The sequence below is a fragment of the Pseudomonas sp. B28(2017) genome (assembly GCF_002113025.1).
GTDB lineage: Bacteria > Pseudomonadota > Gammaproteobacteria > Pseudomonadales > Pseudomonadaceae > Aquipseudomonas.
In genome coordinates, this window is record NZ_NEJH01000004.1 from 372,570 (window position 1) to 399,134 (window position 26,565).

31 protein-coding genes and 1 pseudogene are annotated in these 26,565 nt (G+C 59.5%); 15 read left to right on the forward strand and 17 right to left on the reverse strand.

The annotated features are described in order from the left end of the window. Position 1 precedes the first annotated feature (1 nt). The 8 genes from CAF65_RS14350 to CAF65_RS14385 form a co-directional block, all read right to left on the reverse strand. Positions 2-1,411, reverse strand: a complete 1,410-nt coding sequence (locus CAF65_RS14350; RefSeq protein WP_085716865.1) for a circularly permuted type 2 ATP-grasp protein — start codon at positions 1,409-1,411, stop codon at positions 2-4. 368 nt (positions 1,412-1,779) lie between these two features. Continuing rightward, positions 1,780-2,124, reverse strand: a complete 345-nt coding sequence (locus CAF65_RS14355) for a ribonuclease E inhibitor RraB (RefSeq protein ID WP_008017656.1) — start codon at positions 2,122-2,124, stop codon at positions 1,780-1,782. Between the two features lie 210 nt (positions 2,125-2,334). After that, positions 2,335-2,568, reverse strand: coding sequence for a hypothetical protein (locus tag CAF65_RS14360; RefSeq protein WP_085716866.1), 234 nt, complete (start codon positions 2,566-2,568; stop codon positions 2,335-2,337). A 236-nt stretch (positions 2,569-2,804) separates the two neighbouring features. After that, positions 2,805-3,680, reverse strand: coding sequence for a polyamine aminopropyltransferase (gene speE / locus CAF65_RS14365; protein WP_085716867.1), 876 nt, complete (start codon positions 3,678-3,680; stop codon positions 2,805-2,807). Positions 3,681-3,853: 173 nt separating this feature from the next. Next, on the reverse strand, positions 3,854-4,045 hold the full coding sequence (locus CAF65_RS14370; RefSeq protein WP_085716868.1) for a PLD nuclease N-terminal domain-containing protein: 192 nt from the start codon (positions 4,043-4,045) through the stop codon (positions 3,854-3,856). An 82-nt stretch (positions 4,046-4,127) separates the two neighbouring features. Beyond that, positions 4,128-4,658, reverse strand: a complete 531-nt coding sequence (locus tag CAF65_RS14375; RefSeq protein WP_085716869.1) for a hypothetical protein — start codon at positions 4,656-4,658, stop codon at positions 4,128-4,130. 93 nt (positions 4,659-4,751) lie between these two features. Next, the gene (locus CAF65_RS14380; protein WP_085716870.1) at positions 4,752-5,270 is read right to left on the reverse strand and encodes an ankyrin repeat domain-containing protein; all 519 of its coding nucleotides are present in this window, start codon (positions 5,268-5,270) and stop codon (positions 4,752-4,754) included. Between the two features lie 97 nt (positions 5,271-5,367). Continuing rightward, complete coding sequence (locus CAF65_RS14385; RefSeq protein ID WP_085716871.1) at positions 5,368-7,206, reverse strand: long-chain-acyl-CoA synthetase; 1,839 nt, start codon at positions 7,204-7,206, stop codon at positions 5,368-5,370. 374 nt (positions 7,207-7,580) lie between these two features. On the opposite strand from CAF65_RS14385, the gene CAF65_RS14390 reads away from it, so the two are divergent. Then, a complete protein-coding gene (locus tag CAF65_RS14390) occupies positions 7,581-7,859 on the forward strand; it encodes a DUF3509 domain-containing protein (protein ID WP_085717058.1) in 279 nt (92 codons plus the stop codon). 17 nt (positions 7,860-7,876) lie between these two features. Here the strand turns inward: CAF65_RS14390 and CAF65_RS28965 are convergent. The 6 genes and pseudogenes from CAF65_RS28965 to aroC form a co-directional block, all read right to left on the reverse strand. Continuing rightward, positions 7,877-7,966 (reverse strand): annotated as a pseudogene (locus CAF65_RS28965) (metal ABC transporter ATP-binding protein); the annotation flags it as partial. Positions 7,967-7,997: 31 nt separating this feature from the next. After that, the gene (mtnC, locus tag CAF65_RS14395; RefSeq protein WP_085716872.1) at positions 7,998-8,681 is read right to left on the reverse strand and encodes an acireductone synthase; all 684 of its coding nucleotides are present in this window, start codon (positions 8,679-8,681) and stop codon (positions 7,998-8,000) included. A gap of 4 nt (positions 8,682-8,685) precedes the next feature. Beyond that, entirely contained in the window at positions 8,686-9,231 is a 546-nt protein-coding gene (locus tag CAF65_RS14400; RefSeq protein WP_008017665.1) for an acireductone dioxygenase, read from the reverse strand. 20 nt (positions 9,232-9,251) lie between these two features. Then, entirely contained in the window at positions 9,252-9,878 is a 627-nt protein-coding gene (locus CAF65_RS14405) for a methylthioribulose 1-phosphate dehydratase (protein WP_057399337.1), read from the reverse strand. Beyond that, positions 9,875-11,026, reverse strand: coding sequence for an MFS transporter (locus CAF65_RS14410; RefSeq protein ID WP_085716873.1), 1,152 nt, complete (start codon positions 11,024-11,026; stop codon positions 9,875-9,877). The genes CAF65_RS14405 and CAF65_RS14410 overlap by 4 nt, the downstream gene beginning before the upstream one ends. Positions 11,027-11,055: 29 nt before the next feature. Beyond that, entirely contained in the window at positions 11,056-12,147 is a 1,092-nt protein-coding gene (gene aroC / locus CAF65_RS14415; protein WP_085716874.1) for a chorismate synthase, read from the reverse strand. An 83-nt stretch (positions 12,148-12,230) separates the two neighbouring features. Here aroC and CAF65_RS14420 point away from each other — a divergent pair, with 83 nt between their 5' ends. Beyond that, entirely contained in the window at positions 12,231-13,229 is a 999-nt protein-coding gene (locus CAF65_RS14420; RefSeq protein ID WP_085716875.1) for an alpha/beta hydrolase, read from the forward strand. A 131-nt stretch (positions 13,230-13,360) separates the two neighbouring features. Further along, complete coding sequence (locus tag CAF65_RS14425; protein WP_085716876.1) at positions 13,361-14,152, forward strand: hypothetical protein; 792 nt, start codon at positions 13,361-13,363, stop codon at positions 14,150-14,152. Between the two features lie 108 nt (positions 14,153-14,260). Here the strand turns inward: CAF65_RS14425 and prmB are convergent, their stop codons facing one another. Further along, positions 14,261-15,169, reverse strand: a complete 909-nt coding sequence (gene prmB, locus CAF65_RS14430; protein ID WP_085716877.1) for a 50S ribosomal protein L3 N(5)-glutamine methyltransferase — start codon at positions 15,167-15,169, stop codon at positions 14,261-14,263. 239 nt (positions 15,170-15,408) lie between these two features. Between prmB and CAF65_RS14435 the strand changes: the two genes are divergently transcribed. From CAF65_RS14435 to CAF65_RS14455, 5 genes are all read left to right on the forward strand, one after another. Then, a complete protein-coding gene (locus CAF65_RS14435) occupies positions 15,409-15,999 on the forward strand; it encodes a cysteine hydrolase family protein (protein ID WP_008017671.1) in 591 nt (196 codons plus the stop codon). Positions 16,000-16,130: 131 nt separating this feature from the next. After that, positions 16,131-16,451: a hypothetical protein gene (locus CAF65_RS14440; protein WP_085716878.1), complete on the forward strand. Its 321-nt coding sequence runs from the start codon at positions 16,131-16,133 to the stop codon at positions 16,449-16,451. 78 nt (positions 16,452-16,529) lie between these two features. After that, complete coding sequence (locus CAF65_RS14445) at positions 16,530-17,087, forward strand: Smr/MutS family protein (protein WP_085716879.1); 558 nt, start codon at positions 16,530-16,532, stop codon at positions 17,085-17,087. Positions 17,088-17,164: 77 nt separating this feature from the next. Continuing rightward, positions 17,165-17,710 carry a GTP cyclohydrolase I FolE gene (folE, locus tag CAF65_RS14450; protein WP_007988130.1) on the forward strand — a complete coding sequence of 182 codons (546 nt, stop codon included), beginning with the start codon at positions 17,165-17,167 and terminating at the stop codon, positions 17,708-17,710. 104 nt (positions 17,711-17,814) lie between these two features. Continuing rightward, positions 17,815-18,186: a glutathione S-transferase N-terminal domain-containing protein gene (locus CAF65_RS14455; RefSeq protein WP_085717059.1), complete on the forward strand. Its 372-nt coding sequence runs from the start codon at positions 17,815-17,817 to the stop codon at positions 18,184-18,186. A gap of 120 nt (positions 18,187-18,306) precedes the next feature. On the opposite strand, the gene CAF65_RS14460 is transcribed toward CAF65_RS14455, so the two are convergent. Continuing rightward, positions 18,307-19,473 (reverse strand): PLP-dependent aminotransferase family protein, encoded by a 1,167-nt coding sequence (locus CAF65_RS14460; protein WP_085716880.1) that lies wholly within the window; start codon positions 19,471-19,473, stop codon positions 18,307-18,309. 82 nt (positions 19,474-19,555) lie between these two features. On the opposite strand from CAF65_RS14460, the gene CAF65_RS14465 reads away from it, so the two are divergent. The 3 genes from CAF65_RS14465 to CAF65_RS14475 all read left to right on the forward strand — a co-directional run bounded on the left by CAF65_RS14465 (position 19,556) and on the right by CAF65_RS14475 (position 22,380). Next, the gene (locus CAF65_RS14465; protein WP_085716881.1) at positions 19,556-20,002 is read left to right on the forward strand and encodes a MarR family winged helix-turn-helix transcriptional regulator; all 447 of its coding nucleotides are present in this window, start codon (positions 19,556-19,558) and stop codon (positions 20,000-20,002) included. Positions 20,003-20,331: 329 nt separating this feature from the next. Then, positions 20,332-21,681, forward strand: a complete 1,350-nt coding sequence (locus tag CAF65_RS14470) for an NCS2 family permease (protein WP_085716882.1) — start codon at positions 20,332-20,334, stop codon at positions 21,679-21,681. A 72-nt stretch (positions 21,682-21,753) separates the two neighbouring features. Continuing rightward, entirely contained in the window at positions 21,754-22,380 is a 627-nt protein-coding gene (locus tag CAF65_RS14475; RefSeq protein ID WP_085716883.1) for a LysE family translocator, read from the forward strand. Positions 22,381-22,587: 207 nt separating this feature from the next. Here the strand turns inward: CAF65_RS14475 and uraH are convergent, their stop codons facing one another. Continuing rightward, complete coding sequence (gene uraH / locus CAF65_RS14480; RefSeq protein WP_008017679.1) at positions 22,588-22,941, reverse strand: hydroxyisourate hydrolase; 354 nt, start codon at positions 22,939-22,941, stop codon at positions 22,588-22,590. A 434-nt stretch (positions 22,942-23,375) separates the two neighbouring features. Between uraH and puuE the strand changes: the two genes are divergently transcribed. From puuE to CAF65_RS14500, 4 genes are all read left to right on the forward strand, one after another. Beyond that, complete coding sequence (gene puuE, locus CAF65_RS14485) at positions 23,376-24,302, forward strand: allantoinase PuuE (RefSeq protein ID WP_085716884.1); 927 nt, start codon at positions 23,376-23,378, stop codon at positions 24,300-24,302. After that, positions 24,299-24,814, forward strand: coding sequence for a 2-oxo-4-hydroxy-4-carboxy-5-ureidoimidazoline decarboxylase (gene uraD, locus CAF65_RS14490; protein ID WP_085716885.1), 516 nt, complete (start codon positions 24,299-24,301; stop codon positions 24,812-24,814). Before puuE ends, uraD begins: the two co-directional genes overlap by 4 nt. Positions 24,815-24,904: 90 nt before the next feature. Further along, the gene (gene alc / locus CAF65_RS14495) at positions 24,905-25,900 is read left to right on the forward strand and encodes an allantoicase (RefSeq protein WP_008017682.1); all 996 of its coding nucleotides are present in this window, start codon (positions 24,905-24,907) and stop codon (positions 25,898-25,900) included. Between the two features lie 119 nt (positions 25,901-26,019). Continuing rightward, complete coding sequence (locus CAF65_RS14500) at positions 26,020-26,523, forward strand: ureidoglycolate lyase (protein ID WP_085716886.1); 504 nt, start codon at positions 26,020-26,022, stop codon at positions 26,521-26,523. Positions 26,524-26,565 lie beyond the last annotated feature (42 nt).

The window sequence follows — 26,565 nt, forward strand, 5'->3', positions numbered from 1 at the left end:
TTTAATCCTCGACCACCCAGGTGTCCTTGGTTCCGCCACCCTGGGAGGAGTTGACCACCAGGGAGCCTTCACGCAGGGCGACACGGGTCAAACCGCCGGGCACGACCCGGGTTTCACGACCCGACAGGACAAACGGCCGCAAGTCGATATGGCGTGGTGCAATGCCGCTTTCGACAAAGGTCGGACAGGTCGACAGCGACAGCGTCGGTTGCGCGATATACGCATGGGGCTTGGCGATGATCCGCGCGCGGAAGGCTTCGATTTCCGCCGCCGTCGCCGCCGGCCCCACCAGCATTCCGTACCCGCCGGAGCCTTGGGTTTCCTTGACCACCAGTTCTGGAAGATTGGCCAGCACATGGGAAAGTTCAGAAGGGTTACGGCATTGCCAGGTCGGCACGTTCTTCAGGATCGGCTCCTCATCGAGGTAGAAACGGATCATGTCGGTAACGAACGGATACACCGACTTGTCGTCCGCCACGCCCGTGCCGATGGCATTGGCCAGCACCACGTTGCCAGAACGGTAGGACGACAGCAGCCCCGGCACGCCGAGCATCGATTCCGGGTTGAAAGCCAGCGGATCGAGGAAGGTGTCGTCGAGGCGACGATAAATCACGTCAACCGCTTTCGGCCCGTCGGTGGTGCGCATGTAGACCTTGTCGTCACGCACGAACAGGTCGGCGCCCTCCACCAGCTCCACCCCCATTTCACGCGCCAGGAACGCATGCTCGAAGAACGCGCTGTTGAAGCGGCCGGGTGTCAGCACCACCACGCTCGGATTGTCGATAGGGCTTGAGCTTTTCAAGGTGTCGAGCAGCAGGTTCGGGTAGTGGTCGATGGGAGCGATGCGTTGCGCCGCGAACAGTTCGGGGAACAGGCGCATCATCATCTTGCGGTCTTCAAGCATGTAGCTGACGCCGCTGGGTGTGCGCAGATTGTCTTCGAGCACGTAGTAGGTGCCGTCGCCGTCGCGCACCAGATCGACCCCGGAGATGTGCGAGTAGATATCGCGGTGAAGGTCCAGGCCCTGCATCGCCAACTGGTACTGCTCGTTGGCCAGCACCTGTTCGGCCGGAATGATGCCGGCCTTGATGATGCGCTGCTCGTGGTAAAGGTCGGCGAGAAACATGTTCAACGCCTTGACCCGCTGGATGCAGCCGCGCTCGACGACCCGCCATTCACTGGCAGGAATGCTGCGGGGGATGGTGTCGAAGGGTATCAGGCGCTCAGTGCCCTGCTCGTCCCCGTAGAGCGTGAAGGTAATCCCGGCGCGATGAAATAACAGATCGGCCTCGCGTCGCCGTTGTGCCAAAAGCTCGTCAGGCGTCTCGGCCAGCCAACGGGCAAACTCCCGATAATGCGGGCGGACCTGGCCGCCGGCATCGTACATCTCATCAAAATAGGTGCGGATCATGCCGTACTCCTTGTCACTTGGACGTCCAGACCTTCGCAAGGCCCGTGCCATCGGCATAAACGCTTATATTTCAATCGGTTGGACAATCGAGATGCTCGCACCGCACCAATCCTGTGCGACAAATGCCCCAACCTGATTGCCCCCCGCTTCATTGCAAGGCGTGGTAGTCGCCTATCACCAGCATAGTCAGAGTTGATTTCACTGCCCCGCAACGGCTGCGGATAATCCGGGTATTCGCTGAAAAGCTCACCGGACTTCCCTTTTAGCCGCCTGCCCAGGCGGCTTTTTTTGCCGATGTTCAATGCCCGCAAATGAAAACGGCCAACCCGAAGGTCAGCCGTCATTGCTGGTTGTCACTGTTCATAAGGTTATGCGAGTCGCCCTCGTACCTCCTGTTTCACACCCCAGCCTTCGATGATGCCGCCCAGCGGCTCGACCACCGCTTCGAAACCCTGTTCGAAATCGCCGATGTCGTCGTAGGTGGCATACATGACTTTGCACAATTCCAGCGCCCAGGCGCCATCGTCGCGCACACTGACTTGCGCATTCAGGGATTCACCATGGTGGAAATGACCTGCCGCCCTGCGTGCCCGCTCCTCGTCCGGGAAAATGGCGTAGAACTCGATGGGATGAAACCGCGAAAAGTCAAAACCGCCTTCTTTCATGCGGCGCAGTACGCTGCTGCTGATGTCTTCTTGATAGGCTGTGCTCATGAAACGTCCTCCTCAAAACGATGGATAGACTTTCCGTACTCCCTCACCCGCAACCGAACAGCGCGAGCGACGGCAACCGATGTGCCGGCGGGAAACAAGCATGGAGCTGACAAGACCAGACCTTAGCGATCCATTCGCTGATCTCGCTTGCAGAGTAGCCCCAAGATAGAGCCTCTGCCAAGGTCTGGATTTGAATGCGACAGGTGTCGTTCAGATTGGAGCAATGCCGAGGATTTGAATGCTGTTCTGGGCCTTGAGCTCTTTGACGCTCGCATCAGTGGTCCGCCCTTCCAGATCGTTCAGATCCAGTTCGGCAGCGACAGGAAGAAGCCGGGCCTTGATGAGCTTGGCGGCACGCTCGTAGTCCGGGCGCTCAATGCACTCGAAGACTTCGTTGACGGTTTCGCCATGATCATCCACGAAAGTGACTTTCCACTTTTGCATTGGTGCCTCCTCGATAAACCCCATTGATGGGTTCACCTCTATCTCGACCTTGTTAGCTGGCTGATGTTCCGCCGGAGCAAACACATCGACGGATGTGAAATCTCTCCCGACACCCGCGCGCAAAGCATGTAGGAGCGAGCCTGCTCGCGATGGCGATAGAACATTCAACATCAATATTGACTGGTCTGACGCTATCGCGAGCAGGCTCGCTCCCACAGGTTTTGTGTTTCAGCCAATCAGTCGTTGCTTGGCTTGTTCACTGCCTGCAACACGTATTGCGGCAAGGCGAAGGCACCGATGTGGATTTCAGGATTGTAGTAGCGGGTGATGATGCCGCTGCCCGTGAAGCGCTGTTGCAGAGTTTCGCGGGACAACTTGCGATAAGCGGTATTGGTGGCACCCCAAGCGAAGGTCATCGAGCCACCGATATAGGTCGGTACGGCGGCCTGGTAGAAGTGCCAGTCCGGGAACAGGCTGCGCAGGCGCCCGGCTGTGGTCTTCACTTCTTCGATCTGCATGAACGGCGTGCCGTTCTGGGTCACCAGGATGCCGCCTTCGTTCAGGCAGCGGTGGCAGGCCTGGTAGAAGTTTTCCGAGAACAGCACTTCACCCGGTCCGATCGGGTCGGTGGAGTCGGAAATGATCACATCGAATTTTTCGGTGGTGGTGGCGACGAAACGCATGCCGTCGTCGATCACCAGGTTCAGACGTGGATCATCGAACGCGCCCTTGGAGTGGTTCGGCAGGAATTCCTTGCACATGTCGACCACGGTGCCGTCGATCTCGACCATGGTGATGTGCTCGACACTGCGGTGCTTGGCCACTTCACGCAACATGCCACCGTCACCCCCGCCGATGATCAGCACGCGCTTGGCAGCACCGTGCGCCAGGATCGGCACGTGGGTGAGCATTTCGTGGTAGATGAACTCGTCGGCTTCGGTGGTCTGGATCACGCCGTCCAGCGCCATCACCCGGCCCATGCGCGGGTTCTCGAAGATCACCAGGTGCTGGTGTTCGGTGCGCACTTCGTGCAGCAGTTTTTCCATGCGAAAACGCTGGCCGTAGCCTTCGTAGAGGGTTTCCAGGTAGTCGCTGGTCGGGATGTTGCTCATGGGAAGTGCTCCGATGAATGCGGGTGGCAACGGACGGTTACCCGCCCATGATGGCCAATCGATCGTCTCGATTGACCGGGAAAGGCGCGCATTCTACGTCGCGGAACATGACAGGTCGAACCTCACTTGTTCAGCGTGCCCCAATCCTGTGGGAGTTGTGTGCGGGAAACCCGTCAGAATTTGACATTGCCCCGCGGCCCGGCGATGGCCCAGATGATCAGTCCCAGCACCGGCAACAGTGCGATCAACAGCACCCAGAGGATTTTCATCCCGGTCTCGGCGCTACTTTTGAATACGTTGATGATGGCCCAGATGTCCAGGACAAAAATGATCAAGGCAACCAGGCTGTTGAACGTGGAACCCATGGTGACGCTCCTGAAGAGTGAATTGCCCTCTCAGGATAGACGGTCGTCGCGAGGGCTCCCTTTTTTTGACAGTGTTTGGCTATCAGACGTGGATCGCCACTTTCAGGGCTTCCAGGGATGGCGCGGCTGCGATGCCGACTTCTGCGCACAACGCCAGCACCCGTGGCACGTCATTGCCGTAGACCAGCACCACCTGCAACTCGTCATCGAGCAACTGGCTGAAGTTCATCAGTGTGTAGCCACCGTTTTCCTTGTTCAGGCTGCTCATCTGCACCTGGATGCGGTTGAGCGCGGTCAGGGCTTCGGTCCTGGCCAGTTGCTTGGGTTTGAGGTTGAACTCCACCCCCGGGCCGAACGAGGCGATGATCAGGGCGAAAAGGTCCATGTAGGTGTCAGCCTGGAACAGCACCGTTTCCGGCAGGCTGCCGACCACCACCCACTCACCCAGTGGGATCGGGAAGCTGTCGTCGTAGTTGATGTCCGGATTGGCGGTCAGAAAAGCCTGCGGATCGGCGTAGGCCTGCGCCGCCTCGTCTGCGACCTTGAGGATTTCGTCTTCGCCCATGCACCCGGAGCTGATTTTGCTGATGAGTTCGACGAGTGCGGCTTTCATGGGGCGGATCCTGTAGCGAGGGGAATATTGAGGGCGCGAAGGATAGCGCAAATGTGGACCTGTAGTGAGCGCCCCCCGCCACAAGGCTCAGCGTCAGCCCAGCAGTTTTTCCAGGTGCGCTACAGCATCGGAAGCGCCCATGGTTTTCGCCGCGTCCAGCGCGGTGATGCCATTGGCGTCCCTGGCTTTCGGGTCGGCGCCCTTGCTGATCAGATAATCGACCACTTCGACGCGGTTGAACATCGCCGCCATCATCAGCGCCGTACGGCCATCGAAGGACGAGCCTTCGACCTGCGCGCCGCCGTCGACCAAGGCCTTGATCACCGCCAGATCGCCCTTGAAGGCGGCGCCGGCAATCGGACTCTGCCCGTTGTCGTTGCGGATCTCCGGGTCGGCCTTGTGCTCCAGCAGGACTTTTACCGTGTCCACATGACCGTGGTACGCGGCCAGCATCAGCAAGGTGTCGCCCTTGTGGTTACGCAGGTTCGGCGGCAACCCCTTGGTCAGCAGCGCGGCCATCATCGCCGCATCGCCCTCCCGTGCCTTGTTGAATACCTGTTCGGCAAATTCAGCGGCTTCTTCGGGGGTCATCTGGCGGCTTTTGTCTGACATTGGGCACTCCCTTCTCTGTCTTTCGTAAAAGCCGACAGTTTCCCGAGCCGCCCCGGCACTGTCACTTGTTTTTTCTCATGGGCCGCCATAGCCAGATTCAATAGCGGTACTTGCCGCCGTGAATGTCAGACAACAACTGCTCCGTGACCTGCACATAAGTCTGGGTCCCCGGCAGCCAGGCATAGATCGGATCATCACTGGTTTTACCCGGGTCGAAGGCCTCGTCCTTGAGTCGGGTCTTCTGATACTTGAAAGTCCCGGTGGTTTCCATTTTTACTTTCACCCGCAGGAACAACGGCACCGCATAAGCCGGCATTTGCTCACGGGCGAAGGCCAGCAGTTCACTGAAGTCCAGGGTTGCCAGGGATTCGGCGGGGGTAATCGCCGCCATCCCGGCCCGGCCATTGGTATTCGGGATTTCCACGCCATAGGCCACAGCTTCGGAAATACTCGGGTGTTTCAGGAGGATGTTTTCGACCTCCGTGGTCGACACGTTTTCACCCTTCCAGCGGTACGTATCACCCAGGCGGTCGACGAACTGTGCATGACCAAAGCCGATGTTGCGCAACAGATCGCCGGTGTTGTAGTAGCGGTCGCCCTGCTCGAATACATCGTGGAGCACGACCTTGGCGGTTTTCTGCGGATCGGTGTAACCATCCAGCGGTGCCTTGTCGTAGATTTTTGCCAGCAACAGCCCCTGCTCGCCCCTGGCGACCTTGCGCATCAGGCCATTGGCCCCGCGAATCGGCGCGCCGCTGTCGTGGTCGTACGCCACCAGTTCCCAGGACATCAGGGAAAAACCGATGGTGTTGTCGAAATTCAGAATGTTGGTGAACCCGATGTTGCCGTCGCTGGCGGCGTACAGCTCACAGATGTGATTCACCGCAAAGCGGGTCTTGAACTCGTTCCAGGCGCCGGGGCGCAGGCCATTGCCGATCATCTTCTTCACATCGTGCCGGCTGTCGTCGGCACTGGGCGGTTGATCGACCAGATAGCGGCACAGTTCGCCGACATAACCGATGGTGGTCGCCTGGTACTTGCGCACGTCGTTCCAGAACTGACTGGCGCTGAATTTGCGGCGGATGGCGAACCCGCTGGCACCACTGACAGCCGAACCCCAGCACACGCAAAGCCCCGTGGCGTGGTACAGCGGCAAAGTGCAATAGACGACATCGTCCGGACGCATGTCCAAGGCGATCATGCCGAAACTCGCCGAGCTGCGCATCCAGCGGCCATGCTTGAACACGCCGGCCTTGGGCAGCCCCGTGGTGCCCGAGGTGTAGATATAAAAGCAGGGATCGTCGAAGAAAATCCGCTGGCTGCTGGCCGTGTTGTCGCTGTCTTCGTCGAGGCTGACGGTCATCAGGTTGATGAAACCGTCAGGCGCGATGCCCGGTTGGCGAGAGGTGTCCTGATCGGCGACGAACCAGGTTCGGTCAGCCTTGATCGACACCCGATCACGAACCGCCAGGTACGCCGGGACCAACTCCTCACCGACAATGATCGCCACCGGAGACACCAGATTCACACTGTGCACCAGGGTGTCGCGGGTCTGCGAGGTATTGAGCAGCGCACTGATCGCGCCGACCTTGGCCACCGCCAGAATCGTCACCAGCAATTCGGGGCGGTTCTCGATGAAGACCGCCACCACATCACCCTTGTCGATGCCTTGGCCGATCAGGTGATGGGCGATGCGGTTGGCCCATTGGTTGACCTCGGAATAACTGAGCGCCACGTCGCCTTGCAGCAGCGCTGGGCCATCCGGGTTGCGCAACGCGGCTTGCTCGAAACTCCAGCCCAAACCACACGGTTGGGTCGGGTCCTTGACGTTGGCGACCTTCATGCCCTTCACCACCCGGGGGATGGCCTTGGCGATGGAAGGCAGCTTGCGGAGCATCATGCCCCAGGTAATCGTGTCGTGTGACGTGCGGCTCATGATGCTCCCGTTCGATCTTTTTATTGTCGGGCGGCGATGACTGAGCCCGAAAATACGTCAACGGTTCTTGAGCTGTACACGCGGTTTTTGAAATGTTTTGTATCCGCGATCTTGATCCGCGATCTTGATCTGCGATCTTGATCCGCGACAGCGCTGCGCGAAGGTGATCCCGTGCACGCCAATTGGTTCCATCGAGTCGCCGACATGCCTGCAAAATGCAGGATGCACGATGGCCATTCATGCAGATTGCACGAAAGCAAAAATAACCAGAAATCATAACCTATTGATTTTTATTGGTATTGTTCGACTGAAATTACTGGCACAAAGGCTGCAACAGTTTCCCCATTCAAGTCATCACGGAGCTGAACGACATGATGAGCCTTATCCAGGAAAAATTTTCGTCCCTGTTCGCCAACTTCGCAGTCACTACCCAGGACCGCCCTGATGGCGGGATCCTGCTGACCTTGTGCAGCGCCGACGGCAGAGAATTCAAGCGCTCGATCTCCTACCAGCAATTGCACAATGGCGACCAACTGATGTGGGTCATCAGTGCGATTCGCCGCGACCTCGCCGAACAGGCCAGTGAACTGCCGCAGATTTCCATGCTGCAAAGCCAGCAACGGTTTGCCCTGCCGACCTATCACTCACTGTAAAAAAAGCGGGAAAAACACTGTGGGAGCGAGCCTGCTCGCGAATGCGGTGTGTCATTCAACGTTGACGTTGACTGACATGCCCTCTTCGCGAGCCTGCTCGCTCCCACGGGTTATGCGACAGCTTGTGAATATCGATGTTTAGAACGAGAAAGGATTGATTCCCACAAAACTGTCCACAGTGACATGCCCCGCCAGTTCCCCGCCCTCACGGGCCAGGCCGCAAGTGGCCATACCCGCCGCACGCGCTGCGTCGAGTTCTTCGACGATGTCCGACAGGAACAGAATCTGCTCCGCCTCGACCTGGATCGCCCGGGTGATGTTGGCGTAGGACTGCGCCTCGCGTTTTGGCCCTGACGTCGTATCGAAATAGCCGCTGAACAGCGGCGTCAGATCCCCCGCCTCCGAGCAGCCGAAGATCAACTTCTGCGCCTGGATCGAGCCCGAGGAATAAACGAACAGTCGATAGCCGTTCTGGTGCCATTGCTTGAGGGCTTCGACGGCGTCGGGGTAAACGTGGCCTTTCAGTTGCCCGGCCTGATAGCCCTGCTCCCAGACCATTCCCTGCAACGCTTTCAACGGCGTGGCCTTGCGGTCTTCGGCAATCCAGCCCAACAGGATCTCGATGACCCGCTCCACATCGGCATTCGGTTCGTTGCTGTCGCGGCGCACGGCAGCCAGTTGTTCCGCCACGTCGGCGCGTTCGGCGTGCTGACGGATAAACGCCGGCAGGTGTTTGGCGGCATAGGGAAACAGCACGTCGAACACAAAACTCACCGCGCTGGTGGTGCCCTCGATGTCGGTGAGAATCGCTTTGATCGGCATCGACTCAGTCCTCCAGACGCGGGAATTGGCTGGCGATGTCTTCGCCGGTGAAGTTGGCCACCCAGCCTTCCGGGTTGTTGAACAGACGGATCGCAACGAAATGCGGATGTTCGCCCATGTCGAACCAGTGTTTGGTACCGGCCGGCACCGAGATCAGGTCGTTTTTCTCGCACAGGACCGCGTAGACGTAATCGTCGATGTGCAGGGTAAACAAGCCACGGCCGGCAACGAAAAATCGGACTTCGTCTTCGCCGTGGCGATGTTCGTCGAGGAACTTGGCACGCAGTTCGGCTTTTTGCGGGTGATCGCTGTTGAGGCTGATCACGTCGACGGTAACGTAACCGCGTTCGGTCATCAGCTTGTCGATCTGCTCCTGGTAGGCGGCAATCACTTCTTCCTGAGTGGCGCCCGGCTGGATCTTCGCCGCCGCTTGCCAGCGGTCAAAGCGCACGCCCTGCTCGGCCAAAGTCGAGGCGATGTCTTCGAAATGGGTCAGCACCTTGTTGGGAATTTCAGGGCTGGAGACGTGATAAACGGACAGGCTGCTCATCGTGGCAACTCCTTAACGGTTCATGCGTTACGGTTAAAGAGCGAGCGCGTCTTCAACTCGCACTCGAACAAAAATTCAAAGGCCTCGATCTGCCGCAGGGCATCGCTCATGCGCGCGCCCCAGGTGTACAGGCCATGACCGCGGATCAGGTAGCCGACGCAATCGGGATGGGCGTCGAGCCAAGGCTGCACCTTGGCGGCCAGGCGCGCAATGTCCTGGTCGTTGTCGAAAATCGGCACGCGCACCCGGGATTCGTGGGTCGTCACACCGCTAAAGGCTTTCTGCAGTTCGTAGTCTTCGAACTCGATGAAGTCTTGCGGTGTCAGACGCGACAGCACGGTGGCATTCACCGAGTGGGTGTGCAGCACGGCTCCGATCTCTGGGCGCCAGGTATAGAGCTGGGTGTGCAACAGGGTTTCGGCGGACGGTTTCTTGCCCGGTTCCAGACTGTTGCCCGACAGGTCAGTGGCCAGCACATCGTCCATGCCGAGTTGCCCCTTGTGCTTGCCGGACACGGTCAGCAAGGCTTCGGTCGGCGACAGGCGAGTCGAGTAATTGCTGCTTGTGGCTGGCGACCAGCCGCGGCCATACAGAAAACGCCCGGCGTCGATGATTTCCTGGGCGAGGTGTTCACGGGTAAGGCTCATGGCCTGTCCTCTTGCATACATGTGGCAATGATAACGGCAGCCGCGACGGCTGCGAGACTGGCAATACTAAAGGTCCATGCCGCGCCGAGGGCGTTCCAGCTGTAACCGGCGTACAACGCGCCCAATGCGCCACCGGTGCCGGCCAGTGCGGCGTACAGCGCCTGGCCCTGGCCTTGCTGGCGCGCACCGAAGCTACGTTGCACGAATTGAATGGCAGCGGCGTGAAAGCTGCCGAATGTCGCCGCGTGCAGCACCTGGGCAAACAACAGCACCCAAAGAAACTCCGCGAGCGAACCCAGCAACAGCCAACGCAACGCCGCCAACAGAAAACTGACCATCAGCACCCGGCGCAACGAGAAGCGCGCGAGGATCCGGCTCATGGCCAAAAACATCAGCACCTCAGCAACCACGCCGACCGCCCAGAGCATGCCGATCACACCACGGCTGTAACCCAGTCGCTCAAGGTGCAGGGTCAGAAAGGTGTAATACGGCCCGTGGCTCATCTGCATCAGCGCCACGCATACGTAAAACGCCAGCACGCCGGGGCTGCGCAATTGCTTGAGGAATCCTTCCCCCGCCACCCGGTTACCCGGCGCCGGTTGGGCATTGGGTACCCACAGGCTGCTGAGCACGATGCCGGCCATGATCAGCACCAACGCCACCGGGTAGATGTCCAGGCTCAGCCATTCGAACAGCCGGCCCAGCGCGACCACGGTGATGATGAAACCGATCGAGCCCCACAGGCGAATCTGGCTGTAGCGCGAGGTCTGCCCCTGCAAATGTGCCAGGGTGATGACTTCGAATTGTGGCAACACCGCATGCCAGAAGAATGCATGCAAGGCCATGACCATCGCCAGCCAGGCGTAGGTCTTGCTGACGAAAATCAGCGAAAAGGTCAGCAGCGTGCACACCGCGCCGAAGCGCACGATGGCCAGCCGCCGACCGGTGTAGTCGCCCAGCCAGCCCCAGATGTTCGGCGCCACGCAGCGCATCAGCATCGGGATCGCCACCAGCTCGCCGATGCGCGCGGCACTGAATCCGAGGTGATCGAAATACAGCGCCAGAAACGGCGCTGTCGAACCGAGCAAGGCGAAATAGAACAGATAGAAACTGGAGAGCCGCCAGTACGGGAGCGCCGCAGTCGCCATCAGACGGCTGCGACTGTGAAGTCAGCCATTTAAAGCTGACCCAGCACCGGCGTGCTCACACGTACATCGGCGTTCTGCCCACGGTGACGCAGCAGGTGATCCATCAGCACGATGGCCATCATCGCCTCGGCGATCGGCGTGGCGCGGATGCCGACGCACGGATCGTGGCGCCCCTTGGTGATCACTTCCACGGGGTTGCCATGGATATCGATGGAACGGCCCGGTGTGGTGATGCTCGACGTCGGCTTCAGCGCCAGGTGCGCAACGATCGGCTGACCGGAGGAAATACCGCCGAGAATGCCACCCGCGTTATTGCTGAGGAAACCTTGCGGGGTCATTTCATCGCGATGCTCGGTACCACGCTGGGCGACGCTGGCGAAACCAGCACCGATTTCCACGCCCTTGACTGCGTTGATGCTCATCAGCGCATGGGCCAGTTCGGCATCGAGACGGTCGAAGATCGGCTCGCCCAGGCCCGGCATCACGCCTTCGGCGACCACGGTGATTTTCGCACCGACCGAATCCTGGTCGCGGCGCAACTGGTCCATGTAGGCTTCCAGTTCCGGCACCTTATCCGGATCCGGGCTGAAGAAGGCGTTCTGCTCGACCGATTCCCAGGTCTTGAACGGGATTTCAATCGGCCCGAGCTGGCTCATGTAGCCGCGGATGACGATGCCCTGGCTCGCCAGGTATTTTTTTGCAATCGCCCCCGCCGCCACACGCATCGCCGTTTCACGGGCCGAGCTGCGACCGCCGCCGCGGTAGTCGCGCTCACCGTACTTGTGGTGGTAGGTGTAGTCGGCGTGGGCCGGGCGGAACAGATCCTTGATCGCCGAGTAGTCCTTGGACTTCTGGTCGGTGTTGCGGATCAGCAGGCCGATGGCGCAACCGGTGGTGCGGCCTTCGAACACGCCAGAGAGGATTTCGACTTCGTCGGCTTCCTGACGCTGAGTGGTGTGGCGGCTGGTGCCGGGCTTGCGACGGTCCAGGTCACGCTGCAGATCCTCCAGGGATATCTCCAGGCCCGGCGGGCAGCCATCGACAATGGCGACCAACGCCGGACCATGGCTTTCGCCCGCGGTGGTGACAGTGAACAGCTTGCCGTAGGTATTGCCGGACATGCAGGACGCTCCGTGAAATGAACCTGAATACGTAATGCGCGCCAGTATACGCAGGCTACCCAAGTAGTTCATCCTCGAACCTTATGGGTGCCGGTGAGTCCAACCGGCATCGACTGGATGATGGCGCGATAATGCTGCGAGTTCTAGCCTTGAGCCTTACCCTGATTTCCGGCTTCGCCCAGGCGACTGTCCTGCAACGACCGATCTCGCTGGATACCGGTACCGGCGAGCTTTTCGGCTCGTTGTTGCTGCCAAAATCCGACGAACCCGTGCCGGTTGTCCTGATCATTTCCGGCTCCGGCCCTACTGATCGCGACGGAAACAACGCCGACGGCGGGCGCAATGACAGCCTCAAGCGGCTGGCCTGGGTACTGGCCAAACACAACATCGCCAGTGTGCGCTACGACAAACGCGGTGTGGCCGCGAGCCTGGCCGCCACGCCGGACGAACGCAACCTGACAGTGGACGCCTATGTCGCCGACGCCGAAGCCTGGGGCCGCAAGCTCAAGAGCGATCAGCGTTTCGGCAAGCTGATCGTGCTGGGTCACAGCGAGGGAGCCTTGATCGCCAGCCTCGCTGCGCCGGGCATTGATGCCGACGCGGTGATTTCTGTCTCCGGCAGCGCAAGACCGGTCGATCAGGTCATCCGCCAGCAACTGGGCAATCGACTGCCACCGCCGCTGATGCTGCGCAGCAATGAGTTGCTCGACAACCTCAAGGCCGGGAAACCCGACGACAACGTGCCGCCACCATTGCAGGCCATTTTCCGTCCGAGCGTGCAGCCGTACCTGATTTCCCTGTTCCGCCAGGACCCGGCCGCAGCGTTTGCCAGGCTGAAGATGCCGGCGCTGATCATCCAGGGCAGCAACGACATCCAGGTCGGCGTCAATGACGCAAGGCTGCTCAAGGCGGCAAAACCGGACGCCGAACTGGCGCTGATCGAGGGCATGAACCACGTCATGCGCATCGTGCCCAACGACGTCAAACGCCAACTGGCCTCCTATAAAGATCCGCAATTGCCCCTCGCGGCGGAACTGGGCACGCGAATCCTCGGGTTTATTGACGGACTTCGCGCCAGTTAAGCACTGTAGAGGGCGTTCTCAGCCAGTTTTCACACCCCCCAGCCCTCCAGTCTTGAAAAAAACGGCCGATAAGCCTTTGTCGCCACCACATTGGTTGGCAACAAGCTGAGCTTGGACAGGATCTCGCCGTTATGACTGACACCCAGACTTCACCCGACACCAGCGCTGAAAAAGACGCACCGCCAGCGGTCGAGCTGCCCTGGGCGGACGTCCACGTCGAGCACCACAAGATGCTCCGTCTGTCGCCGCTGCAGACTGACCGCAACACAGGCGGGCGCCCATTGCGTTTTGTCGAGTTCGGCTATGCCGAGCGCAACGACAAGGAGCACAGCCTGATGCGCATGAGCATCACCCTGCCCGGCCAGCGCGTACGCAAGGAACAGAATCATCTGGACGTGTGGGTCGATCACGCCGACAAGCGCGTGCATTTCGGCCCGCAAAGCGGCTTACAGGTTGAACCGCTGAACCGTGGCATTGGTCGATTCCTGGCGTCCCAGGGCATCAACTGGGCGAAGAGGCGCTGGCCGACCTACACCGTCGACGGCTTTGACCTGAACAACAAGGATGCGCTGAACGAAGACACCCGCCTGCGCCGCGATCATTTTTTACGCGTGCACGGTTTCGACGTGGCGTATGCCGATGCCCAGCATTTGAAAGGCAGCGTCAAGCCGGTCAGGGTCGGCGACCTTTCTGGCGACTGGAACAGCGAAAAACTGCAGGTCGTGGAAATTCTCGAGGCGGCTCAGATGCTCCAGCAAGCCGAGCAGAACCTGGCCGAGCAGGAAGTCAAACTCAAGAAACACGAAGAGAAAGTCAGCAAATACAAACGCGAAGACGCCGGGCTGCGCTTCACCATTACTTGCCTGGTGGCGTTTGCGGTGTTTCAGGCGGGGTTGCTGATCTGGATTGCCACGCATCGGTAATAGCTTGAGAGCGAGCCGCCGCCATTCGCGAGCAGGCTCGCTCCCACAGGTTTTGTGAACACCACAAATCCTCTGTGGGAGCGAGCCTGCTCGCGAAGTTTTTGACAGTCAGACGCGAGAAGCGAACAGCGCCTGATGCTCCCGGCACTGCTGCGCGCTCAGCATGAACACACCATGGCCGCCACGCTCGAACTCCAGCCAGGCAAAGTCGACTTCCGGGTACAACGCCTCAACGTGCACCTGGCTGTTGCCCACTTCGACAATCAGCAGGCCCTTCTCGGTCAGATGATCCGCCGCTTCGGCAAGCATGCGCCGCACCAGGTTCAAACCGTCGTCACCGCAGGCCAGGCCCAGTTCCGGTTCGTGCTGGTACTCGTCCGGCATGTCGGCGAAATCTTCGGCATCGACGTAGGGCGGGTTCGACACGATCAAGTCGAAGCGTTGCCCCGGCAAGCCCTCAAAACCGTCGCCCTGCACCGTGTACACCCGCTCATCGACACCGTGGCGCTCAATGTTCTGGTTAGCCACCTCCAGCGCTTCGAACGACAGGTCTGCCAACACCACCTCGGCATGCTGGAACTCGTAGGCGCAGGCGATGCCGATGCAACCGGAACCGGTGCACAAGTCGAGAATCCGCGCAGGCTCAGCAGCCAGCCACGGAGTAAACCGATTTTCGATCAGTTCACCAATGGGTGAACGCGGGATCAGCACGCGCTCATCAACGATGAACGACATGCCACAGAACCAGGCCTCGCCCAGCAGATACGCAGTCGGAACCCGCTCTTCGATACGGCGCTTGAGCAAGCTCTGCAAGTGGACCACTTCGTCGTCTTCCAGATTGCAGTCGAGGTAGCTGTCAGCAATTTCCCACGGCAAGTGCAATGCGCCCAACACCAGTTGACGGGCTTCGTCCCAGGCGTTGTCGGTGCCATGGCCGAAAAACAGATCCTCCCCATGGAAACGGCTGACAGCCCAACGAATATGGTCACGCAGGGTGCGAAGGCGGGAAGTGATCACGACGGCAAACTCCAGAAAAATCGACGGGCGATTCTACCAGTCAAACGGCGCCACGACGACGCGGGTAAACGATCGATTCAAATGTAGGAGTTGTCCGTTTTTTCGCCAGGCTATTGATCAAAACTCGACTATTGACAAGGCTACAGGCCAGCAACGACGGCACCTACGATCGTAGCGATTCACAGAACCGCTCAGCCAGAGGACAATGTCGCAAAAGCCCCACTCCAAGGAGCCCCAGAATGTCCGTTCCAAAAACGATGTTTCAACTCAGTGGCCGCGGTTATCCGGCAGCCAAACTGAGTCAAGCGACCCTTATCATCATCGATGCCCAGAAAGAGTATTTGAGCGGGCCGCTGGCCCTCAGCGGCATGGATGAGGCCGTCGCGAACATCAAGCAGTTACTCGCCGCAGCCCGTGCCGCTGGCCGGCCGATCGTGCATGTCCGCCACCTCGGAACACTCGGTGGAATGTTCAACCCGCAAGGCGTCGGTGGTGAGTTCATTCCAGGCCTGGAGCCACAGAGTGATGAAACCGTCATCGGCAAATTGCTGCCAAGCGCGTTTCACGGCACCGAACTGGCAAAACGCCTGGAAGACCTCGGCGCCCTCGACCTCATCGTCTGTGGCTTCATGAGCCACTCCAGTGTCAGCACCACAGTGCGCGCGGCCAAGAACCTGGGTTTCCGATGCACACTTATTGAAGATGCCTGCGCCACACGCGACTTGCCCTACAAGGGCGGAGTCCTGAGCGCTGCGCACGTTCATCAGACCGAAATGGCGATCATGGGGGACAACTTCGCCACCCTCGCACTGACCCGCGAACTGATCTGATCGGCGCTCAATGAGCGGCCTGGTACGCCGCTCATCCGCAAAAAGCTCTCATTAGCCATAATTGTCTTAGCCTCAGGAACATCCCGGTCAACTCCCGGTCGAAGGGCCGATACCCATTGAGGAAGGTCGGAATGAAGTTATCCGATGGTTTTGACGCTCGCCGCTTGCGGCCCAAAGGCCAAAGAAACTGGCGTTTTCGAATCGGCGCAACATTCGCGGCATTGCTGGCGATGTGCGGCGTGTTGCTCGCCATGGCCGGTACGGCCAGCCTGCTCGGTCACGCACCCGCCCTGGGTGAGTTGAACACAAGCCGCACCGGGGCTGCCGTGATCCTGGTCATCGGCCTGTTCGTACTGTACCTCGGGGTCTGGCTGTGGCGCCGTTGCCGTCGTCGCTCGCGGCAGTCGCGGGAACTGGCCATGTCCCCGCACCTGATGAAAAAACACGACTGAGCCAAGCGTCTCGCGCGTTTTTGTCGCGCCCGATTTGCTTCGAGTTGGGTAAACTGGCCGCCCTTCGCGGAGGCTGACATGCAAGACGACGATTTTTCCCTGTTCAAGAGCGCGATCCAAGGCGTCAAGCCGATCAAGCATGATCGCGCCGAAACCGGCAAACCCAAGGCTGACCGCGCGCAAATTGCCAAGCTGCGTCAGGCAGCTACCGTGCGCACCGAATCCACCACCGTTGACGGGCTGTCCGATCAGTTTGTCATCGACGTCGGCCCTGAAGACGAGCTGATGTGGGCCCGCGATGGCGTGCAGGAAAGCCAGATGCGCAAGCTCAAGACCGGACAGATTCCGTTCGAAGGCAGCCTCGACCTGCACGGCATGAGCGTGGAAAAGGCCCGGGAAACCCTCTGGGCGTTCCTGGCCGAGGCAACCCGATTCGAAATCCGCTGCGTGCGCGTCACCCACGGCAAGGCGGTACGCCTGGATGGCAAGCGGCCGATGATCAAGAGCCACGTCAACACCTGGCTGCGCCAGCATCCACAGGTGCTCGGCTTCACCTCCTGTCAGGCGAAACACGGCGGTGCCGGAGCGGTTTACGTCATGCTCAAACGCACCATGATGGAAGGTCGCGACGAGTAAAGCTGATGCGCCACGCTTGCAGCGTCGTGTCCGCCACCGTACCCTTGCCCTTTGCGTAAAATCCCACAGGTAGTTTCATGTCCCTGGAACAGAATTACACCGCGATCCTTGGCCAACTGGGCGAGGACGTCTCCCGCGAGGGCCTGCTCGACACGCCCAAGCGTGCCGCCAAAGCCATGCAGTACCTCTGCCGCGGCTATGAACAGACACTCGAAGAGGTCACCAACGGTGCCCTGTTCAGCTCCGACAACAGCGAAATGGTGCTGGTCAAGGACATCGAGTTGTACTCGTTGTGCGAACACCACCTGCTGCCGTTCATCGGCAAGGCTCACGTCGCCTACATCCCGAGCGGCAAGGTCCTGGGCCTGTCGAAGGTGGCGCGGATCGTCGACATGTACGCCCGCCGCCTGCAGATCCAGGAAAACCTCAGCCGCCAGATCGCCGATGCGGTCCAGCAAGTCACCGGCGCCCTGGGCGTTGCAGTGGTGATCGAGGCCAAGCACATGTGCATGATGATGCGCGGTGTGGAAAAGCAGAATTCGACGATGATCACCTCGGTGATGCTCGGTGAATTCCGCGAGAATGCAGCCACCCGCAGCGAATTCCTCAGCCTCATCAAGTGATTCGCGACTCGAAGAAAACCGGCGTTCATCGCCGGTTTTTTTTCGCCCGCAAAAAATCAGGTAAGCTGCGCGCCCTAATTCATTTGCACCGTGAGGCTTTCAACGTGTTCGTAAAAGCGCTTCGTGTCGGCCTTGGCCAACTGATCATATTCATCGACTTCATCACGCGCCCGGGCAAAAAGCAGCGCCCGGCGCAAGCTCAAGCGCAGGTCGACTCGGCGGCCAAGGGCCTGACGCTGTATCAATTCCACGCCTGCCCGTTCTGCGTGAAGACTCGCCGTACCCTGCGTCGCCTGAATGTGCCGGTGGCCCTTCGCGATGCGAAGAACAACGAACAGGATCGCCAGACCCTGCTGGAGCAAGGCGGCAAGATCAAGGTGCCGTGCCTGCGTATCGAAGAAAATGGCCAGACTACCTGGATGTATGAGTCCAAGGTGATCATTGATTATCTGGACAAGCGTTTCGCAGCGGTTTGATTTGCTTGTGGTGTTCTGACTGACGCCTTCGCGGGCAAGCCCGCAATGAGGGCGGCCCAGACAACGCAAATCCCGAACAAAAATAAACCGGCTCCAGGGCCGGTTTATTTTTGCCTGCCCTCAGGCTGCTTCTGCTCCCTGCGCCTGTCGCACTACCGCCGCCAACCGCTTGAGCCCCTCATCCAGCCGCGCCGGATCAATGTGACTGAAGTTCAACCGCAGATACCCCGGATGATTATCCGGCTCGGGGAAGAACGGTTCGCCCGGCATGAACGCCACGTCGTTGGCCAGAGCGGCGTCGAGCAAGGTGCGGGTGTCTTGCGGCTGCTTGAGTTTCAGCCAGAAAAACAGCCCGCCCTGCGGCACGTTCCAGTCCGCCAGATCGGAGAAATGCGTGATCAGTGCCGACTGAAACGCATCCCGACGCCCACGGTAAAAGTCACGCAACTCACTGCGGTGTTGCCGGTACCTTTCGCTACCGATCCATTGCAGCGCCTGCCACTGGCCAACCCGATTGGTGTGCAGATCCGCCGATTGCTTGAGTTTCAACAGATGGGGAAACAGGTCAGGGCTGGCGATCAGAAAGCCGACGCGCAATCCCGGCAGCAGGGTTTTCGACACGGTGCCGGTGTAGATCCAGCTGGCTTTTTTCAAGCGACTGACAATCGGTGTGGCGCTGCCGCCGTCGAAGGTCAGTTCGCGGTAAGGCTCGTCTTCAATCAGCGTCACGCCGAATTCATCCAGCAACGCAGCCACGGCATCACGCATTGATTCGCTGTAACGCACGGCCGATGGATTCTGGAAAGTCGGGATCAGATAGATGAAGGCCGGGCGGTGTTGTTCCAGGCGGGCGCGAAGCGCCACCAGGTTCGGCCCGTTGGCTTCCAGCGGCACGGTCAGGCAATCGGCGCCAAACAGCTTGAATACTTGAAGCGCAGCCAGATAAGTCGGCGCTTCGAGCAGGATCTCGGTGCCCTTGTCGATGTACAGCTTGGCGGCCAGGTCGAGGGTCTGCTGTGAGCCGCTGACCACCAGCACCTGGCTGGCCTCGCACGGCACACCCAAGGCTCGCGCTTCGGCAGCCAACGCTTCGCGCAGCGCCGGCTCCCCTTCGCTCATGCCGTATTGACCGATGGACAACGGCATGTCGGCCCATTCGACCTTCGGCAACATGGCTTCGGCTGGCAGGCCACCGGCAAACGACATCATCTGCGGACGCTGGGCAGCGGCGAGGATTTCACGGATCAAAGAACTTTTAAGGCGCGAGACACGTTCGGAAAAAGCCATGGGGATCACCGGTAGCGAGGCACGAGGAAAATGAGTCAAACTTATTGACCGAAATTACGCTTGATCGAACGGATACGTCAATATGCTTGACCTTAAAAACCCTCTTTCCCAGCAACAAGCCATGGAAGCGTTTTTCTTCGGCTACCAGGCCTTCACCGCCAAGGCCGACGAAATGCTTGAACGTCGCGGCCTGAGTCGGGTGCATCAGCGCATCGTGTTTTTCATCGCCCGCTATCCGAACCTGAATGTCAAAGAGTTGCTGGCGCTGCTCGGGGTGAGCAAGCAGGCGTTGAACATGCCACTGCGTCAGTTGGTTGAGATGCATCTGGTGAACAGCGTCGCGTCCGAGTCGGACAAGCGTAAGCGGCTGCTGGAACTGACTGATGACGGTGCGCGTTTCGAACAGTCGTTGCGCCGTGAGCAGGTGAAATTGCTCGAACGGGTGTTTTCCGAGGCTGGGGAGACAGCGGTGAATGGGTGGTTGGCGGTGAACCTGGCGTTGGGGAAAGGCCAATTGTCAGCAGACTGAGTATTCAATCTGCTGGATTTGTAGTGGCTGAACCGACGCCTTCGCGAGCAAGCTCGCTCCCACAGTTGACCGCGCTCCCTGTGGGAACGAGCTTGCTACGGGCGGCGTTCCGACGATGGCGTCCGTACAGGCGATATATCCCTATCGACAAATATTTCGTCTACAAAATCAAAAACATTATTTGCTTTCTTTGTATACAAAAGCATAATCCACCTCGTGCGAGTTCCTGACCAACAAGTCAACAAATTCGCAAGTACCTCAAAGGGCCGCTGCCACCCCCATGGGTCCGGCCCTGGAAATAAAAATAAAACTCTTGAGGAGTACTCGCTGTGGAAAGCCGCAAATCCGAAGCATCGACGCTGGATCTCTCGCCGCCTTTACGCAATGGCTGGCTGGAGCGCATCTTCAAACTCAGCTTGCATGGCACCACGGTGAAGACCGAGCTGATTGCCGGTCTGACAACCTTCATCACCATGGCCTACATCATTTTCGTCAACCCCAACATCATGGCCGACGCCGGGATCGATCACGGTGCCGCGTTCGTCGCCACCTGCATCGCCGCCGCACTCGGCTGCCTGTTGATGGGCCTGTACGCCAACTGGCCGGTCGGGCTGGCACCGGGCATGGGGCTGAACGCCTTCTTCACCTACACCGTGGTCGGCACCATGGGCTACAACTGGGAAACCGCTCTCGGTGCGGTGTTCGTTTCCGGTGTGTTGTTCATGATCCTGACCTTCTCGCGGATCCGCGAATGGTTGCTCAACAGCATCCCGGTCAGCCTGCGCTTCGCCATGGGCGCCGGCGTGGGGCTGTTCCTGGGGCTGATCGGCCTGAAAACCGCGGGTATCGTCGTCGATAGCCCGGCCACGCTGATCAAGCTCGGCTCCCTGCGCGAACCCGGCCCGCTGCTCGCCGCCGTGTGCTTCCTGATGATCGCCATCCTCAGCTACCACAAGGTGTTCGGCGCGATCCTCATCAGCATCATCACCGTGACCCTCGCCGGTTGGGGCCTTGGGCTGGTGCACTACGAGGGCATCATGTCGGCCCCGCCGAGCCTGGCTCCGACCTGGATGGCCATGAACGTCGCCGGCGTGTTCAACGTCAGCATGATCAGTGTGGTCCTGGCGTTCCTTTTCGTGCACATGTTCGACACCGCCGGCACCTTGATGGGTGTTGCCCAGCGCGCCAACCTGGTGGGTGCTGATGGCCGGATCGAAAACCTTTCCCGCGCCATGAAAGCCGACAGTGCTTCCAGCGTATTCGGTGCAGTGGTGGGTGTTCCGCCAGTGACAAGCTATGTGGAAAGTGCTGCCGGTGTGGCTGCTGGTGGTCGGACTGGTCTTACCGCAGTCACCGTCGGTGTGCTATTTATCGCAGCAATGTTTTTCGCACCACTGGCCGGCATGATTCCCGCCTATGCCACCGCTGGCGCACTGATTTATGTGGCAATGCTGATGATGGGCGGAATGGCCCACATCGAATGGGACGAAGCGACCGACAGCATTCCGGCGATCGTCACCGCAATCATGATGCCCCTGACCTTCTCGGTCGCCGACGGTATCGCGCTGGGCTTCATCACCTACGTGGCGCTGAAGGCCGGCACCGGCAAGTACAAGGAAATCTCGGTCAGTCTGTGGGTGCTCTGTGCGATCTTCATCGCCAAGTTCATCTTCTTGTAAACCACACGCCGTACAGGCTTGAAAACAGCCTCACCCCGTCGGGTGGGGCTTTTGTGCAAATGGAGGAAAGTGATGAGTCTGGAAACCTGGCTGCTGTTCAGCGGCGCTGCGCTGATAGTGATCCTGATCCCGGGGCCGCTGTCTTTACTGATGATCAGCAACAGTCTGAATTACGGCCTTCGCCGCTCCTACCCGGCCTTTCTTGGCGGCGTATCGGCCTCGATCTGCCTGCTGAGTGCCTCGGCATTGGGCCTGGGTGCGCTGTTGCTGGCTTCGGAACAGCTGTTCAGTGCCCTGAAGATTCTTGGCGCGCTTTACCTGTTCTACCTCGCCTGGCAGAGCTGGCAGCAGTCGCGTCAGCCGTCCCACGGCGCTGAAGTGCCACAGACAGCAGCGGTGCCACGCTTTAGTGCACTGTTCGGCCGTGCGTTCATGCTGGGCGCGAGCAATCCGAAAGACATTCTGTTCTTCGCCGCCTTCCTGCCGCAGTTCTTGAGTGCCGAACAGCCGTTCCTGCCGCAACTGTTGGTGATGATTGCAACCTGGACCCTGCTCGACCTGCTGTGCAAATTGGCCTATGGCCTCGGCGCCCATGGTGCAGCGCGGTATCTGCGCAGCGGCAAGGGCCAGAGCTGGTTCAACAGGATCAGTGCGGGCCTGTTCAGTGGCGCGGGGGCTGCGTCTCTGCTGAGCCGTTAACATCTGCAGGAGCGAGCTTGCTTGCGATGGACGTCAACGATAACGCGTACATTCTGGATCTGCGCGGCGCATTGGAGATCATCGTCGGAACGCCGCCCGGAGTTGGCTCGCTCCTACAGGCGAAAAAAAGCCCGCAGTGTGAGCGGGCGAAAGACCAAAGAAGCTATATGCGCAGTCGCTTCCAGGGTGCAACAGCTGCTTGGGGGATCAGCTGCCGCGATAGGTGGAATAGCTGTAAGGCGAAATCAGCAGCGGAACGTGGTAGTGATCCTGCTCGGCAGAAATGCCGAAACGCAGCACCACGACATCCAGGAAGGCAGGCTCCGGCAGCTTGACGCCACGGGCGCGGTAGTAATCGCCGGCATGAAACTGAACCTGATAGACCCCTGTGCGGTAGTCATCGCCTTGCAGCAGTGGTGCATCGACACGGCCATCGCTGTTGGTGACTGCAGTGGCGACCAATTCCAGCTGCGAACCTTCAACGCGGTACAACTCGACCTTGATCGAGCTGCCCGGGCAACCGTGTGCTGCGTCCAAAACGTGTGTAGTCAAACGTCCCATTGATTCTGCGCGCCTGCCTGCGTGGAGCAGTCAGACTTCGCGCCTCCCGAAGTCAGTTGAAAAGGAGACCGCACCGATTCGGAGCACGAAAAGCTGCGGCGAGCGGTTGATTAAGACACTTTTAATAAAAATTGTACACAATAAAAACGACATTTTTCCCACAACCCCCGTCACCGGCGCATTGGGCATCGATTTCCGGCCAAACCGCACAGCCTATGAACCCTTCATCAAATTACTGACCAGTCAGGCAGATTTCTTGCAGGCTCACGCCAATCGCAGTAAAAGATGACGGCCGGTGAAAAATGCGAAAATTCAGGCTTACAAAGTGAATATAAAGTTGTATACAATCAGTCCATCGCTGTGACGCAAGCCTGCCATCCAATCTTCAGCTGCGTCACACCAACCGTCATCATCGAACAAGAAGGAAGCCTGCAGTGAGCGCTGACTACCCACGCGACCTGGTCGGTTACGGCAGTAACCCTCCTCACCCACACTGGCCGGGCAATGCCCGCATTGCCCTGTCGTTCGTACTCAATTACGAAGAAGGTGGCGAGCGCAACATCCTGCACGGCGACAAAGAGTCCGAAGCGTTCCTCTCGGAAATGGTTTCTGCGCAACCGCTGCAAGGCGTGCGCAACATGAGCATGGAGTCCCTTTATGAGTATGGCAGCCGTGCCGGTGTGTGGCGGATCCTGAAGCTGTTCAAGGAATTCGACATTCCGCTGACCATCTTCGCCGTGGCCATGGCCGCCCAGCGTCACCCGGACGTGATCCGCGCCATGGTCGATGCCGGCCACGAGATCTGCAGCCACGGTTATCGCTGGATCGACTACCAGTACATGGATGAAGCCCAGGAACGCGAGCACATGCTCGAAGCGATCCGCATCCTCACCGAAATCACCGGCGAGCGTCCGCTGGGCTGGTACACCGGTCGCACCGGCCCGAACACCCGTCGCCTGGTGATGGAAGAAGGCGGTTTCCTCTACGACAGCGACACCTACGACGACGACCTGCCCTACTGGGAGCCGAACAACCCGACCGGCAAGCCGCATCTGGTGATCCCGTACACCCTGGACACCAACGACATGCGCTTCACCCAGGTCCAGGGTTTCAACAAGGGCGACGATTTCTTCGAATACCTCAAGGATGCGTTCGACGTGCTGTACGCCGAAGGCGCCGAAGCGCCGAAAATGCTGTCGATCGGCCTGCACTGCCGCCTGATCGGCCGTCCGGCGCGTCTGGCCTCACTCAAGCGCTTTATCGAATACGCTAAAAGTCATGAACAGGTGTGGTTCAGCCGCCGCGTCGACATCGCGCGCCACTGGCAGCAAACCCACCCGTACCAAGGGGCTGCCAAATGAGCACCTTTCAAACCGTCAAACCTTCGACCCTGAGCCGCGACGCCTTCGTCAAAGCCTTCGCCGACATCTACGAACACTCGCCATGGGTGGCCGAAAAGGCCTTCGACCTGGGCCAGGACGCGTCGATCGACCAGATCGAAACCCTGCACCAGCGCATGAGCGACATCCTGTTGAGCGCCGATCACGCCAGCCAGCTGGCACTGATCAACGCTCACCCGGACCTGGCCGGCAAAGCCGCCGTCCAGGGCCAGCTTACCGCGGCCAGTACTGAAGAACAGTCTGGCGCGGGTATTCACCAATGCACGGCCGAAGAGTTTTCTCGCTTCACCGAGCTGAACGACGCCTACAAGGCCAAGTTCAAGTTTCCCTTCATCATGGCGGTAAAAGGCAGCAACCGGCATCAGATCCTCGCAGCGTTCGAAACGCGCATCCACAACCCGGTCGACACCGAGTTCAAGTGCGCGCTGGCGCAGATCAACAAGATCGCCCTGTTCCGATTACTGACCCTATAGCAACCGTGGCCCCGGCTCGTTCATGAACGCCGAACGGGACCAAAGCCGCGAGAGCATCCCAAGCCACTTATTTAAAGGCAGACAAGAAGAATGAAAGCTTACGCCGTACCTTTCGAGAAGTTCGTCAACCTGGCCGATGCCCGCCTGGGCACCAAAATCATCTCGGTCACCGATGACTGGTTCGCAGACGCCAACCGTCTGTTCCAACCGACCCCGGCCGTATGGAAGGAGGGCGTGTTCGATGACAACGGCAAGTGGATGGACGGCTGGGAATCGCGTCGCAAGCGCTTCGAAGGCTTCGACAGCGCAGTGATTCGCCTGGGCGTGCCGGGTTCGATCAAGGGCGTCGACATCGACACTTCATTCTTCACCGGCAACTTCCCGCCATCGGCCTCCCTGGAAGCCTGCTTCCTGGCCTCGGGCGAGCCGAACGAAAACACCCAGTGGGTTGAAGTGCTGTCGGCCGTCGAGCTGCAAGGCAACAGCCACCACTACCATGAAATCAACAACGACCAGGCCTTCAGCCACCTGCGCTTCAACATCTACCCGGATGGCGGCGTGGCCCGTCTGCGTGTGTACGGCGTGCCGTTCCGCGACTGGTCGGCCATCGGCGACAACGAGCAAGTCGACCTGGCCGCAGCCCTCAACGGCGGCCGCGCCCTCGCCTGCTCCGACGAACACTTCGGCCGCATGAGCAACATCCTCAACCCGGGCCGTGGCATCAACATGGGCGATGGCTGGGAAACCGCGCGTCGACGTACTCCGGGCAATGACTGGGTCATCGTCGCGCTGGGTCATGCCGGTGAAGTCGAAAAAGTCATCGTCGACACCCTGCACTTCAAGGGCAACTACCCGGACAGCTGCTCGATCCAGGGCGCCTTTGTGAAGGGCGGTACCGACAGCCAGATCGAAACCCAGTCGCTGTTCTGGCGCGAACTGCTGCCAAGCCAGAAGCTGGAAATGCACGCCGAACACACCTTCGCCGAGCAGATCAAGGCACTTGGCCCGATCACCCACATCCGCCTGAACGTGTTCCCGGACGGTGGTGTGAGCCGCCTGCGCGTTCTGGGCAAGGTCGCTAAATAAGCGGTGAGGCCATTCGCGAGCAGGCTCGCTCCCACAGGGGTACGCGGTCAAATGTGGGAGCGAGCCTGCTCGCGAAGACAATAGAACAGACAACAACGAATTCGGATAAGAAGACCAGCATGCGCACACTGACAATTGAACCGCTGACCAAAGAAGCCTTCGCCCCTTTCGGTGACGTGATCGAAACCGACGGCAGCGATCACTTCATGATCAACAACGGTTCGACCATGCGCTTCCACAAACTGGCGACGGTGGAAACCGCCACGCCAGAGGACAAGGCGATCATCAGCATTTTCCGCGCCGACGCGCAGGACATGCCGCTGACCGTCAGCATGCTGGAGCGCCATCCGCTGGGCAGCCAGGCTTTCATTCCGCTGCTCGGCAACCCCTTTCTGATCGTGGTCGCGCCACTTGGCGATGTACCTGTATCAGGCTTGGTCCGTGCCTTCGTCACCAACGGCAGGCAGGGCATTAATTACCATCGCGGCGTCTGGCACCACCCGGTGCTGACGATCGAAAAGCGGGATGACTTCCTGGTGGTTGATCGCAGTGGCACAGGCAATAACTGCGATGAGCATTTCTTCAAAGAGGATGAGCGTTTGATCCTCGCCCCCCACCAATAAGAGAAGGTCCGATCACGCGAAAACAAGCGTGACGGGCGTGAG

Excerpts from the sequence above, each read along its gene's own strand:
- CAF65_RS14350 (WP_085716865.1), bottom strand. The coding sequence starts at position 1,411 with ATGATCCGCACCTATTTTGATGAGATGTACGATGCCGGCGGCCAGGTC.
- CAF65_RS14355 (WP_008017656.1), bottom strand. The coding sequence starts at position 2,124 with ATGAGCACAGCCTATCAAGAAGACATCAGCAGCAGCGTACTGCGCCGC.
- CAF65_RS14360 (WP_085716866.1), bottom strand. The coding sequence starts at position 2,568 with ATGCAAAAGTGGAAAGTCACTTTCGTGGATGATCATGGCGAAACCGTC.
- speE (WP_085716867.1), bottom strand. The coding sequence starts at position 3,680 with ATGAGCAACATCCCGACCAGCGACTACCTGGAAACCCTCTACGAAGGC.
- CAF65_RS14370 (WP_085716868.1), bottom strand. The coding sequence starts at position 4,045 with ATGGGTTCCACGTTCAACAGCCTGGTTGCCTTGATCATTTTTGTCCTG.
- CAF65_RS14375 (WP_085716869.1), bottom strand. The coding sequence starts at position 4,658 with ATGAAAGCCGCACTCGTCGAACTCATCAGCAAAATCAGCTCCGGGTGC.
- CAF65_RS14380 (WP_085716870.1), bottom strand. The coding sequence starts at position 5,270 with ATGTCAGACAAAAGCCGCCAGATGACCCCCGAAGAAGCCGCTGAATTT.
- CAF65_RS14385 (WP_085716871.1), bottom strand. The coding sequence starts at position 7,206 with ATGAGCCGCACGTCACACGACACGATTACCTGGGGCATGATGCTCCGC.
- CAF65_RS14390 (WP_085717058.1), top strand. The coding sequence starts at position 7,581 with ATGAGCCTTATCCAGGAAAAATTTTCGTCCCTGTTCGCCAACTTCGCA.
- mtnC (WP_085716872.1), bottom strand. The coding sequence starts at position 8,681 with ATGCCGATCAAAGCGATTCTCACCGACATCGAGGGCACCACCAGCGCG.
- CAF65_RS14400 (WP_008017665.1), bottom strand. The coding sequence starts at position 9,231 with ATGAGCAGCCTGTCCGTTTATCACGTCTCCAGCCCTGAAATTCCCAAC.
- CAF65_RS14405 (WP_057399337.1), bottom strand. The coding sequence starts at position 9,878 with ATGAGCCTTACCCGTGAACACCTCGCCCAGGAAATCATCGACGCCGGG.
- CAF65_RS14410 (WP_085716873.1), bottom strand. The coding sequence starts at position 11,026 with ATGGCGACTGCGGCGCTCCCGTACTGGCGGCTCTCCAGTTTCTATCTG.
- aroC (WP_085716874.1), bottom strand. The coding sequence starts at position 12,147 with ATGTCCGGCAATACCTACGGCAAGCTGTTCACTGTCACCACCGCGGGC.
- CAF65_RS14420 (WP_085716875.1), top strand. The coding sequence starts at position 12,231 with ATGGGTGCCGGTGAGTCCAACCGGCATCGACTGGATGATGGCGCGATA.
- CAF65_RS14425 (WP_085716876.1), top strand. The coding sequence starts at position 13,361 with ATGACTGACACCCAGACTTCACCCGACACCAGCGCTGAAAAAGACGCA.
- CAF65_RS14435 (WP_008017671.1), top strand. The coding sequence starts at position 15,409 with ATGTCCGTTCCAAAAACGATGTTTCAACTCAGTGGCCGCGGTTATCCG.
- CAF65_RS14440 (WP_085716878.1), top strand. The coding sequence starts at position 16,131 with ATGAAGTTATCCGATGGTTTTGACGCTCGCCGCTTGCGGCCCAAAGGC.
- CAF65_RS14445 (WP_085716879.1), top strand. The coding sequence starts at position 16,530 with ATGCAAGACGACGATTTTTCCCTGTTCAAGAGCGCGATCCAAGGCGTC.
- folE (WP_007988130.1), top strand. The coding sequence starts at position 17,165 with ATGTCCCTGGAACAGAATTACACCGCGATCCTTGGCCAACTGGGCGAG.
- CAF65_RS14460 (WP_085716880.1), bottom strand. The coding sequence starts at position 19,473 with ATGGCTTTTTCCGAACGTGTCTCGCGCCTTAAAAGTTCTTTGATCCGT.
- CAF65_RS14465 (WP_085716881.1), top strand. The coding sequence starts at position 19,556 with ATGCTTGACCTTAAAAACCCTCTTTCCCAGCAACAAGCCATGGAAGCG.
- CAF65_RS14475 (WP_085716883.1), top strand. The coding sequence starts at position 21,754 with ATGAGTCTGGAAACCTGGCTGCTGTTCAGCGGCGCTGCGCTGATAGTG.
- uraH (WP_008017679.1), bottom strand. The coding sequence starts at position 22,941 with ATGGGACGTTTGACTACACACGTTTTGGACGCAGCACACGGTTGCCCG.
- uraD (WP_085716885.1), top strand. The coding sequence starts at position 24,299 with ATGAGCACCTTTCAAACCGTCAAACCTTCGACCCTGAGCCGCGACGCC.
- alc (WP_008017682.1), top strand. The coding sequence starts at position 24,905 with ATGAAAGCTTACGCCGTACCTTTCGAGAAGTTCGTCAACCTGGCCGAT.
- CAF65_RS14500 (WP_085716886.1), top strand. The coding sequence starts at position 26,020 with ATGCGCACACTGACAATTGAACCGCTGACCAAAGAAGCCTTCGCCCCT.